Source organism: Pseudomonas sp. SJZ078 (assembly GCF_007828255.1).
GTDB lineage: Bacteria > Pseudomonadota > Gammaproteobacteria > Pseudomonadales > Pseudomonadaceae > Aquipseudomonas.
Map to the genome: position 1 here is coordinate 93,205 of NZ_VIUG01000023.1, position 11,696 is coordinate 104,900.

The 11,696-nt window shown below is 59.1% G+C and carries 10 protein-coding genes; 6 read left to right on the top strand and 4 right to left on the bottom strand.

The genetic code is table 11. The annotated features are described in order from the left end of the window. The first annotated feature begins 41 nt into the window (after positions 1-41). Both amn and FBY02_RS19635 read left to right on the top strand, forming a co-directional pair. Positions 42-1,541, top strand: a complete 1,500-nt coding sequence (gene amn, locus FBY02_RS19630) for an AMP nucleosidase (RefSeq protein ID WP_178112047.1) — start codon at positions 42-44, stop codon at positions 1,539-1,541. Between the two features lie 139 nt (positions 1,542-1,680). Beyond that, positions 1,681-2,247, top strand: a complete 567-nt coding sequence (locus FBY02_RS19635) for a pseudouridine synthase (protein WP_178112055.1) — start codon at positions 1,681-1,683, stop codon at positions 2,245-2,247. Here FBY02_RS19635 and FBY02_RS19640 read toward each other — a convergent pair. Together FBY02_RS19640 and FBY02_RS19645 are read right to left on the bottom strand one after the other, a co-directional pair. Beyond that, complete coding sequence (locus FBY02_RS19640) at positions 2,242-2,451, bottom strand: DUF2788 domain-containing protein (RefSeq protein WP_144929879.1); 210 nt, start codon at positions 2,449-2,451, stop codon at positions 2,242-2,244. The genes FBY02_RS19635 and FBY02_RS19640 overlap by 6 nt on opposite strands. 341 nt (positions 2,452-2,792) lie before the next feature. Continuing rightward, positions 2,793-3,272: an Lrp/AsnC family transcriptional regulator gene (locus FBY02_RS19645; RefSeq protein ID WP_144929880.1), complete on the bottom strand. Its 480-nt coding sequence runs from the start codon at positions 3,270-3,272 to the stop codon at positions 2,793-2,795. Positions 3,273-3,705: 433 nt separating this feature from the next. On the opposite strand from FBY02_RS19645, the gene FBY02_RS19650 reads away from it, so the two are divergent. Then, positions 3,706-4,710 carry a DUF6515 family protein gene (locus FBY02_RS19650; protein ID WP_144929881.1) on the top strand — a complete coding sequence of 335 codons (1,005 nt, stop codon included), beginning with the start codon at positions 3,706-3,708 and terminating at the stop codon, positions 4,708-4,710. A gap of 60 nt (positions 4,711-4,770) precedes the next feature. Here the strand turns inward: FBY02_RS19650 and FBY02_RS19655 are convergent, their stop codons facing one another. Both FBY02_RS19655 and FBY02_RS19660 read right to left on the bottom strand, forming a co-directional pair. Beyond that, positions 4,771-5,664 (bottom strand): cation diffusion facilitator family transporter, encoded by an 894-nt coding sequence (locus FBY02_RS19655; protein ID WP_144929882.1) that lies wholly within the window; start codon positions 5,662-5,664, stop codon positions 4,771-4,773. Positions 5,665-5,692: 28 nt separating this feature from the next. Beyond that, positions 5,693-6,112 (bottom strand): polyribonucleotide nucleotidyltransferase, encoded by a 420-nt coding sequence (locus FBY02_RS19660; protein ID WP_144929883.1) that lies wholly within the window; start codon positions 6,110-6,112, stop codon positions 5,693-5,695. 98 nt (positions 6,113-6,210) lie between these two features. Here FBY02_RS19660 and hrpB point away from each other — a divergent pair, with 98 nt between their 5' ends. The 3 genes from hrpB to FBY02_RS19675 all read left to right on the top strand — a co-directional run bounded on the left by hrpB (position 6,211) and on the right by FBY02_RS19675 (position 11,667). Further along, the gene (gene hrpB / locus FBY02_RS19665) at positions 6,211-8,712 is read left to right on the top strand and encodes an ATP-dependent helicase HrpB (protein WP_144929884.1); all 2,502 of its coding nucleotides are present in this window, start codon (positions 6,211-6,213) and stop codon (positions 8,710-8,712) included. A 68-nt stretch (positions 8,713-8,780) separates the two neighbouring features. After that, positions 8,781-10,253: a site-specific integrase gene (locus tag FBY02_RS19670; protein ID WP_144929885.1), complete on the top strand. Its 1,473-nt coding sequence runs from the start codon at positions 8,781-8,783 to the stop codon at positions 10,251-10,253. An 82-nt stretch (positions 10,254-10,335) separates the two neighbouring features. Continuing rightward, positions 10,336-11,667 (top strand): hypothetical protein, encoded by a 1,332-nt coding sequence (locus FBY02_RS19675; RefSeq protein ID WP_144929886.1) that lies wholly within the window; start codon positions 10,336-10,338, stop codon positions 11,665-11,667. The last annotated feature ends 29 nt before the right edge of the window (positions 11,668-11,696 follow it).

An 11,696-nucleotide genomic window follows, 5' to 3' on the forward strand; every position in this document is an offset into this window, starting at 1 on the left:
CCAACACGCCACTGTTCCCGTAGGGCGACGATGCAGGCAAGATGAAAGCCTGCAAGTCAGAACACAGGAAGCTGATCGTGACCGAAGCGTTTATTGTCGTTCAAACCGCCGAACAAGCCGTGGATCGCCTGGCGGCCCTGCACGAGCGTGCGACCACCGCGTTGAATCAGGCGCTTATGCGCTACCTCAAGGACCGCATCGAGCCGGATGCCGAGCAACGTGCGCTGTTTCGTTATCCGGCCCTGCGCCTGACTTATCACTGCCACGGCGAAGTTCCGCAAACCACCCGCGCTTATGCCAAGGTCCAGTTGCCGGGTACCTACAGCGTCACCGTCACCCACCCTGCCGCGTTCCGCAAATACCTGCTCGAACAACTGGTCCCACTGATGCATGACTTTACCGTCACCGTGGAAGTGGGTGTCAGCGAGCAGAACATTCCCTACCCCTATGTAGTGGAGCAGGGTGATGAACTGGCAGGTTCCGGTGTGACGGCGGCGGTGCTGGCGCGGGTATTCCCCAGCACCGACCTGTCGGCCGCCACCGATGGCATCGCCGACGGCCTCTACGATTGGGAGAACACCGACCCGCTGCCCCTGTCGCTGTTCGACGCGGCCCGCGTGGACTTTTCCCTGCGCCGTCTGGTGCATTACACCGGCAGCGATTGGCGGCATGTGCAACCGTGGATTTTGCTGACCAACTACCATCGCTATGTCGACCAGTTCATCGTCCATGGCCTGGAACAGTTGCGCAGCGATCCGCGCTTCGTGCGCATGGTCCTGCCGGGCAATGTGATCATCGACAAGCACATGGACCACAGCGAAGCCTCGGCCATCGCCGCCGGCGTGGTCTGGCACCGCTACCAGATGCCGGCCTATCACCTGCAAGCCAACGACGGCCATGGCGTGACCCTGGTGAACATCGGTGTCGGCCCTTCCAATGCCAAGAACATCACCGACCATCTGGCCGTGCTGCGACCTCATTGCTGGCTGATGATCGGTCATTGCGGCGGTCTGCGGCAGTCCCAGACCATCGGCGACTACGTGCTGGCCCACGCCTACATGCGCCGTGATGGCATCCTCGACCGGGTGGTGCCACCAAACATCCCGATTCCCGCTCTGGCAGAAGTGCAACTGGCGCTGCAGCAAGCCGCGGCGAATATCACCGGCGAAAAAGGCGATGAGCTGAAGAAACGCCTGCGCACCGGCACCGTGCTGACCTACGACGACCGCAACTGGGAGCTGCGCTGGGCTCAGGAGCGTCCGCTGATCAACCTGTCTCGCGCCGTGGCGGTGGACATGGAAAGCGGCACCATCGCCGCCCAGGGGTATCGTCTGCGGGTGCCCTATGGCACGTTGCTGTGTGTCTCGGACAAACCGCTGCACAGCGAGATCAAGCTGCCGGGCTCGGCCAACGCGTTCTATGAACGGGCGGTCAACCAGCATCTGAAAATCGGTATCGAGGCGCTGGACCTGCTGCGCACCGAGCTCAATTCGTTGCACTCGCGCAAACTGCGCAGCTTCGACGAGCCGCCGTTCCGCTAATACGGCGGTGGTTATTTAGCGGTCAGGCCACTAGCATTGGCGGCCCTGACCGTTAGATGTTGTATCCGCCATGTCCCGTCCTCCACGCCCTGCTTCCCGTCGCCCTGGCGCGAAGCCTCCAGCCGCCGCGCCGCGCCGTGTGGCGAAGGCGGCCCCGGCCGAGCCGAAGCTGATTCTGTTCAACAAGCCTTTCGATGTTCTGACCCAGTTCAGCGATGGCGAGGGGCGGGCGACGCTCAAGGATTTTATCGACATTCCGGGCATCTACCCGGCCGGGCGGTTGGATCGCGACAGCGAAGGGTTGTTGTTGCTCACCAACGACGGACAGTTGCAGGCCCGTATCGCCGACCCCAAGCACAAACTGGCCAAGACCTACTGGGTACAGGTGGAAGGTGAGCCGAGCGGCGAGCAACTTCAGCGTCTGCGCGAAGGTGTCGAGTTGAACGACGGCATGACGCTGCCCGCCGAGGCGCGACTGCTGGAGGAGCCGCAGCTGTGGCCGCGCAACCCGCCGGTGCGCTTTCGCAAAAGCGTGCCCACGAGCTGGCTGGAACTGGTCATACGCGAGGGGCGCAACCGTCAGGTGCGGCGGATGACCGCAGCCGTGGGGTTGCCGACGTTGCGGCTGGTGCGGGTCAGGATTGGCGATTGGACAATCGAAGGGCTTGACCAGGGCCAGTGGAAAGAGGTCCCGGCGCGCCTATAGCGCCCCGGACTCGATCAGGCCGATCACCACGCTCTTGATGACGAACGCCGCCACGCCGAGCCCCAGCACGAAGAACAGGATGAACGAACCGAAACGCCCGGCCTTGGACTTCTTCGCCAGATCCCAGACGATGAAACCCATGAAAATGATCAGGATGCTGACCAGGCCGGTCATCATCCACTCTTCGAAAACGACAGGATCCATCGAAACACTCCGGCGTGGGCGGGGTTGAAAAGGCGGGGCGAGTATACGGCATGGGGGGAGAGCGAGGGATTGGCCTGCGGCGGTGTGTCGCAGCTATTCATCGCCGGGCCGCCATCATCGTCGGATCGCCGCCCGGAGCGGGCTCGCTCCTACCGTTGAATGCCGTTGATCAGAAAATCTGGATTTACCACAACCCCCTGTGGGAGCGGGCTTGCTCGCGAAAGCGGTGGCTCAGCTTGCATTGATGGTGAATGTGCCGACGCCTTCGCGAGCAAGCCCGCTCCCACACTGGTCCGGGGATCGATGCGACATCTGCGGACGGCGATCCGATGATGGGGCCTTCAGTTGCGCAGATGGGTCAACGGCAACTCGGTACTGCTGAGCACCTGGTTCAGCACGAAGCTCGAGCGCACGCTGGTGACGCCGTCGATCCGGGTCAGGTGGCCCAGCAACAGTTTCTGGTAGTGGTCCATGTCCGGCACCACCACCTTGAGCTGGTAGTCCGCGTCCATGCCGGTTACCAAGCTGCATTCCAGCACCTGCGGCAGGTTGCGAATCGCGGCTTCGAAGTTTTCGAAACGCTCGGGGGTGTGACGGTCCATGCCGATCAACACGTAGGCGGTCAGGCTCAGTCCGAGCATTTTGCGGTCGAGCAATGCGACTTGGCGAGTAATGTAACCGTCGTCTTCCAACTGTTTGACCCGCCGCGAACAAGGCGAGGGTGACAGCCCGATGCGCTCGGCCAGTTCCTGGTTGGAGATGCGCGCGTCGCGCTGCAATTCCGCCAGAATGCTAAGGTCGTAACGGTCGAGTTTGCTCATCGGTCGGGCCTTTATCCTGTTAATTGCGTGGGATTATCTATCCGAGGGTAAAAATTGCGCAAGCGATGTTTAATCGAGCAATCTTCGCAATCATTGGTCGCCGCCCAGAGCCTATTCTTATCACCAAGATCACTGCTCGGACAGACAGTCCAATGCAGCCCGCCCAAGCAGGCCGGCTGCGGTCGCGGCACCCACCGGTGCCTGGTAGCCAGACAGGCCACCCATGACCCCCGAGCTGCACACTGTCCAGAAGACGGCGTGAGGTGAGCCGACGTCATAAGCGTCGAGCACGGACGAAATTCTCAAGGGGAGGCCGACGGGTCTCCCTTTTTTAATGCCTGCGAAATAAACCTCGTGGCTGATAATCTGTCGCAGAACCGGCCTGGGCTTTCCCAGTCTTATCATCAGGCCCTGAACCGTTGTGAGGAATTTCATGAAGTCGCGCATCTGGCGTTTGGCAGGTGTTGGTCTGTTGTGGGCAAGTGTCAGTGCGCAGGGAATGGCCGACGATCAGCAAAACCGTGGCGGCCCGGATGGCAATCGCGGCCCGGATGGGCGCGGTGGCAATGGCCAGGGTTACTCGGGCCAGCCGCGGCCGCAGAGTAATGAAATCATTCGGGGCGACAACAGTCGTCAATTCGAGGTCAGGCCGCAGCACCCGGACGGACAACACTACGGTCGTCCACCGCAGGACCCCAACGCTCACGGTCGTCCGCCGCAGCCACCGCCCGGCAACAACCTGCCGATCCAGGGGCGGCCCGACAGCGTGACCCAGACCCGCGAACCGCAACCGGGGTATTACCGCGATATCCCTCGGCGCAACGATGGTTATCCGAACGCAGGTCCGCGACCAGACCATGACGGTCGTCCCGGTCAGCATTGGCCTGGTCGGCCGGATGGGCATGGCAACGGTTGGGGCCCGGGGCCGGAATACCGCCCGGGTTATGTGGTCGACCATTTCCCGGATCGCAATTACCGCGTGCCCTATCGCGGCCAGGACTATTTCTATTCGGGCGGCTATTGGTATCGCCCGCAAGGGCCGCGTTACGTCGTGGTCGCGCCACCGCGGGGCATCCGCACCCGCTACTTGCCCGATTACGCCCGGGAAGTGTGGATTGGCAGTTCGCTGTTCTTCCTCGCCGCCGGCGCATATTACATCTACGAAGCCAACACCCAGGATTATGTCGTGGTCGATGCGCCGGTCGCCAACCCGCAGCCGCAACCTCAGGGCAACAGTTTCGATGTGGTGGCCTATCCGGCCAACGGTCAGTCGCCCGAGCAGGTCAATCAGGATGGTTATGACTGCTATCGCTGGGCGGTGCAGCAGAGCGGGTTCGACCCGCGCAACTACACCTACCCGCCGGCACCGGAAGTGGTGCAGACCTATCGCCAGGCCCAAGGCAGTTGCTTGAGCAGCCGTGGGTATCAGGTTCAGTAGCAGCCACAAGCTGCAAGCTTCAAGCGGCAAGTAAAAGCTGATGGCGATTCTACTTGCCGCTTAAAGCTTGCAGCTTGCAGCTGTCCTTACTGGATCGGCATGCACCAGCACTTCGGCCTTCGGGTAGGCACGGTGGATGGCATCGGCGGCCTGGTCGCTGAGGCCGTGGGCCACTGACAAGGTCAGCTCCCCCGGCAATTCCAGATGCAGCTGCACGAACCAGTGGTTGCCGGAAATCCGTGTGCGCAGGTCATGGGCACCGAGTACACCGGGCACGGCGCAGGCCAGCTCCAGCATGTGCTGGCTGACATCGGGTGGCAGTTCTTCGTCCATCAGCACGGAGAAACTTTCCCGGGCGATCTGGATGGCGCTCCAGAGAATGTAGGCGGCGATGCCCAGGCCGAACCAGGCGTCGAGTTGGTACCAGCCGAACCCGGCCAGCACCAGCGCCACCAGGATGCTGCCGTTGAGCAACAGGTCGGAGCGATAATGCAGTGAGTCGGCGCGCACGGCATTGGAGCCGGTGGCGCGGATGACCCGATGCTGCAATGCCAGCAGCGCCAGGGTCAGGGCCAGAGAGAACACGATCACACCGACACTGAGCCAGGGCGCCTCCACCGGCACCGGGCTTTTCAGACGCTCGCCTGCCTGCAGGGCAATCAGCACGGCGCTGCCGCCGATGAACAGCGCCTGGGCCATGCCGGCCAGGGACTCGGCCTTGCCATGGCCGTAGCGATGATCGGCATCGGCGGGGCGCAAGGCGTAATGCACCGCCAGCAGATTGAGCAGCGAGGTGACGCCATCCAAAGCCGAGTCGGTCAGGCCGGCGAGCATGCTCACCGAACCGCTCAGCCACCAGGCCAGGGCCTTGGCGATAATCAGGATCGACGCCACGGCCACCGAGGCGCGGGTGGCCAGGCGTAGAAGACGAGCGTGTTCGGTGCTGGTGGTCATGGCGCGGTCGTTCCTTCAGTGGCGCCCGTTATGCGGCCGGCTTGAGTCCGAGGGCGGCCAGTTGCTGTGCGCTGCCCTTGTGTTGGATCAGCCGAGGATCGTCCAGGGGAAAGCTGCGGCCCAGTTCGCTTTCCAGGATGGCCTGCAGTTTATGGTTGTCGACGCTGCCGTCAGGGTTGATGGCCTGTTTGAGTTTTTCCGGCGCGACCTGGGCGGTCTTGCCCGGTTCGAAGTAAATGGCGCCGGTGGCGAAGTCCACTGCGAACGCGATCAGGCCGGGGATGATGTAGAACAGCAGGCCGACGGCGTCGAGCGCAGCAATGGCCGGGTCGATCTTGCCGTCGATCTGGCCGCGACGGTCCGGGTAGAAGATCGAGCCACAGGCACTGATTTGAGTCAGCAGGGAGGCGACCAGCACGCCACCGATCACGCGAAAGGGAATACGCATAGCAATCTCCTGAGCAGGTAGTAGAGGCGTTACTGGTTGGAGTCCAGACCACGCTAAACAGTTCGCCGTTATACTCGGCCCTCTGTTTTGGAGCCAGCATGATTTCTTTGCCGATCGATGAAGTTTTACCCGTCCTGCGCCAGGCCCTGGCATCGCGCCACGAAGCCGTGCTCGAAGCACCGCCCGGTGCCGGTAAAACCACCCGTGTTCCCCTGGCCTTGCTGAACGAGCCCTGGCTGGCCGGACAGACCATCCTGATGCTCGAACCCCGGCGCCTGGCGGCACGGGCGGCGGCTGAGCGGCTGGCCAGCGAGCTGGGGGAAAAGGTTGGTGAGACCGTCGGCTACCGGATTCGTCTGGACAGCAAGGTTGGCCCAAGCACCCGTATTGAAGTGGTCACCGAAGGGATTCTCACGCGCCGCTTGCAGGACGATCCGGCGCTGGAAGGCGTGGGGCTGCTGATTTTCGATGAATTCCACGAACGCAGCCTCGACGCCGACCTGGCCCTGGCTTTGAGCCTCAACGGCCGGGAGCTGTTTCGCGAAGACCAGCCGCTGAAGATTCTATTGATGTCTGCGACCCTGGAGGGCGAGCGCCTGGCCGGGTTGTTGAACGACGCGCCGATCCTGCGCAGTGCAGGGCGGATGTTCCCGGTGACCATGCGCTGGGGCCGTCCGTTCCAGCCCGGTGAATTCATCGAGCCGCGGTTGGTACAGACCGTACTCCAAGCCCTGCACGATGAAACCGGCAGTGTCTTGGTGTTTCTGCCCGGGCAGGCGGAGATCCGTCGGGTCCACCAGCAACTGGCCGAGGCCCTGGGCGAGGGCGGCAATGTGCTGCTGTGTCCCCTGCACGGCGAATTGGATCTCGCGGCCCAACGTGCCGCCATTGACCCGGCGCCTCCTGGCCAGCGCAAAGTGGTGCTGGCGACCAACATCGCCGAGACCAGCCTGACCATCAACGGCGTGCGGGTGGTGGTCGACGCCGGGCTGGCCCGGGTTCCACGTTTCGACCCGGGTAGCGGCATGACCCGTCTAGACACCCAGCGCATTTCACGGGCCAGCGCCACCCAGCGGGCCGGTCGGGCCGGGCGCTTGGAGCCCGGGGTGTGCTACCGGTTGTGGTCCGAGGACCAGCATGAACAACTGGCCGCCTACGGTAGCGCGGAGATCCTTTCGGCGGACCTGGCCGGGCTGGCCCTGCAATTGGGGCGCTGGGGCGTGACGCCGCAGCAACTGGTCTGGCTCGACGTGCCGCCCAGCGCCGCCTACGCCCAGGCCCAGGACTTGCTGCAACGCCTGGGAGCGCTGGACGGCGAGCAACTGACCCGCCACGGCCAGGCCATGGCCGAACTGCCGGCTCACCCGCGTATCGCCCATTTGCTGTTGCGTGGCCAGGCATTGGGATTGGCGGATATGGCTTGTAACGTCGCTGCGCTATTGGGTGAACGCGACATATTGCGTGGCGCCGGCGCGGACTTGCACAGTCGCCTGGCCTTGCTGTCCGGCGAAGAACGGGCAGCGCGCGGGGCACAAGGCGGCGTGACACGGGCGCGGCAACTGGCCCGGCAGTATCGTGGTTACTTGCGGGGCAAGCCCGAAGAAGCCGTGGCCGATCCCGATCACCCGCGTTGGCTCGGAGCGCTGCTGGCGCTGGCCTATCCGGATCGGGTCGCGCAGCAACGACGACCCGGCGGCGCGGAGTACCGTCTGGCCAACGGTCGTGCGGCGTTGTTTGCCGAGGCTGACAGCTTGATGAAACAAGCGTGGCTGGTGATCGCCGATCTGGGCAGTCGCCAGGGCCAGCGGGAAGAGCGCATCTATCTGGCAACGGATTTCGACCCGGCGCTGTTCGATTCGGCGCTGGCCGAGCAGGTGCACACGGTTGATCAACTGGATTGGGACGAGCGCGAAGGTGTCCTCCGGGCCGAGCGCCAGCGCAAGGTCGGCGAACTGGTGCTTAGCCGCGAACCGCTGACCGGCCTGGACGAGTCTGCCCGTAGCCAGGCCTTGGTGAAGCTGGTGCGGCGCAAGGGCCTGGAATTATTGCCTTGGACCCCGGAGCTGCGGCAATGGCAGGCGCGGGTGGCACTGCTGCGTCGGCTGGACCTGGACGCCAAGGGTGACAGCGAATGGCCCGACGTCAGCGACGCAGCGCTGCTCGGCAGTCTTGAACATTGGCTGATGCCTTATCTGGGCCGGGTTTCGCGCCTCAGCCATTTTGCTAACCTGGACTTGTCGAGCATCGTTCACAACCTGCTGCCCTGGCCGTTGCCGCAGCGGCTGGACGAGCAAGCACCCCATCACCTGGGCGTGCCTTCGGGCTCGTCGATCCGCCTGGACTACAGCGAACATCCGCCGATCCTGGCGGTGCGCTTGCAGGAACTGTTCGGCCTGGCCGACACCCCGCGGATTGCCGGCGGACGCCAGGTGGTCAAGCTGCACTTGCTGTCACCGGCACGTCGGCCGGTGCAGGTGACCCAGGACCTGGCGAACTTCTGGCGCAGCACCTACGCCGAGGTGAAGAAGGACCTCAAGGGGCGTTACCCCAAGCTATTCCATAAGCTTGATCCTTGGGTTGAATCCCTTAACAAAAAATAGTTTGACTGCTCACGTTGTGAGTACATCTCGAAGTCTCTAGGATCTGACTCCTTCGTTAAGGGGGAGTCATGGCCTACACCAATCCACGTCACGAAAGCCGTCTGATTATCATCCCGCACCTGCGTGATGCGTTTGCCAGCCTACACGTCAACGAAGCACCTCCTGGGGCGACTGCAATGGAGATCGAAGGGGACAACTCTCTAGTCGTTTTCCAACTCGATGAAGTAGGCAGTGGAAGTGTTCGTGATCTGTTCAATTTTCCATTTTTATTTCATGCGAGCGGAGACCCCTGGCACGAGGCAAATGATTATTTGCTGAGCCTCATGCGGGACAACTCCTCGGTAAATATACGAACGGATGACGTTCGACGCCGTGCCAGTAAATTACTTGACTATCTCTTATATTGTGAGGATAACGATTTAGACTGGCTGGACTTTTCAGGTGCAAGACCTCCACTTCGACCAACCTATAAATATTTTTATCATCTGATTGATGAAGGTGCGCGTAGCAACCAAGTAATTAATCAGTATACCGCGGCGGTCTATCATTTTTATCGGTACGTGTCCGAGAATTGGCATCCCCTTGACATGAAACGAGTCGATACGATCAAACAGGTCCGAATCTTAGTGCAGACTCGTAAGGGGGTGAAGGTTGTTGAAGCTGATAAGAGAAGCCAAACGCGGCGTACCCCTCCTGTTAGTTCGGTGCCATTAGGCTTCGTGCGAGAAGACGGCGAGGATCTTAGGCCGCTATCTAATCTAGAGTTGGGTGTATTTCTGGAAACTATAAATACTGAAAATGAATGGTCTTCAGTTGAGCGTTTGATCCTACTTACCGCACTAATGACGGGCGCCCGCAAGCAAAGCGTGTTGACCATTCGCATGAAGCATCTTAAAGAATTTACAGAGGGCCGGCTCGGCAGGGACGGAGCGTATAAATTGCATGCTGGTCCCCGAACAGGTATAGATACAAAATTCGACAAAGCGCAAATTCTACACTTCCCTAAGCAACTCGCCGACGAACTGGTCGCCCTTGCTGAAAGCCCCCTAATGAAGAAGCGGCGGGGGAAATTCAGGGTCCAACTGGAGGAAAGCCATCCAGGCGTAACCATGGATGAGGATGATATTTATCTATTTCTCTCTGATCAAGGAAACTGCTATTACATGGCAGTAAATGACCCACGCTATCCTGTTGTAAGGTCACCACAGTCGGGGCAGGTTACCGATACGATCAAGCGCAAATTAATTAACAAAGCTCCCAGCCGCTTTCCGAAGGATTTCTCATATCACTGGCTTCGAGCGACATTTGCTTATCAGCTCTATCAGCGCCTGCAGGTATTTGTTCAAAAAGGACTGCTGAAGCCGGGTGAAGATATCGACTTCATCCAAAAGCGAATGCATCATGAATCTAGGCAAACTACCGAGAATTATCTAAAGTTATTTAAAATGACCCAGGAAAAAGTAATTGCCCAAGAGCTGTGGGAGAAAAGTCTGTTCAATGGCAGCTATGAAGTGCTGAATTTGGAGGCGGAAGATCGATAATTTACACTATTACGAGCATCGGCCCGATACGCTGATTATTACTCCAGCTGAGTTGGCTCAGCAGTTTTCCGAGCCGGAGCGCTTGCGCCTTCAATTGTCCGCGAAGGTGAAAAAGAAACCGTTGGATGTTGGCAGTTTAGTTTATTTACTTAGAAGAAGAAATGAAAGCGCGAAGGATAATCGCGGAACGCCGGTTGTAATTAGTTCGTTTGTTGAAAATCGCCGTGAGCTTGTTGTGAGGCTTCTAGAGTCTTTTATAGGATTGCGCGACGCATCGGTGTTGCAATTTTTCAGCAATGCCGAGCGCTTCATCGACTGGGTAGATACGAACGGCTACAAAGAAGCTTTTTTCAGTGAAATGTATGCACAACAAGCATATCGGGATTATACCGCGTATCTTAATCACCAGATAGCACACAGTATTTGGAAACCCACGACAGCCTCGCAGTTTCAAAGCGGAGCCGTGAGACTGATCGAATTATGTTTTCCTGAGAGCTATCACCATATTCTTTCGGGTGCGGTTAAAATAATTCCGGACAGAGGGTCGGAGTCAGCTAATGAAATACATGTTGGGTTGTATAGGGACGTTTGTTTGGCTATTGCCCTACAGTGCGGGTATTTTGTTTTGGCCAACAAGCCGTACCCATGTGTGGTCAACATCAGGGATTATGAAGTCGTAGTATTTCCTTCTTTTCATGGTGCAGTAGGACCCTTCAAGGAATCTCCGCTTTCTTATAATGCAGCTGAGCGTCGTATTGCAACGGTGGAAGAGTATATTTCTGCCTGTGTTAAGCGTGGCTGTAAGCCTGGGGTTAGAAGTAACATCGCCTTTGATTTAGAAAAGACGCGAACTTACCTAGACTCTTCCAATGAAGATGACCGCCATTGGCACCGTCTGCATGTGGCGTATCTTGCTGCAAGAGCTTACACGTGCCTATTTTTGTTGATCACGGGCGCCACGCCAACCGAGCTTGCCCAATTCAGCTACGAAGATGCGCAGGAAGTAGAGAAATCCCCTCTAAAGAAAGAGTTGTCTGCCGTAAAGTTTCGCGCAGGAGGGAAATCGACGACCTATAATGTTGGGCGGAACACTGGCTTGCCGCTTTTGAAAGAATACCTAAAGCTTCGTGAATGGATTTTAAATGGCACAACGCATGAAAGGTTGTTCTTTACCTGCCCCGATGTCACTCAACGTAGAAACTTCCCTACTAGCTTCGCTGAGGTCTCCGTAACTCAAACTGTTACGAAGTTTTACAATTCGATTAGTGGCGTCTTTCTCGATCCGAATGTACCTATAATTTCGGCACGTAAAATGCGGAAACATAAGAGCAATGGAATGCACTCTGCTCCTGAGGAATCCCCGAATTTTCTTACGAAAAATCAAGAAGTTGGAATATTGAAGAGACCTGCATGAGTCGGCAGCTTGTGTTGCACCACACAAAA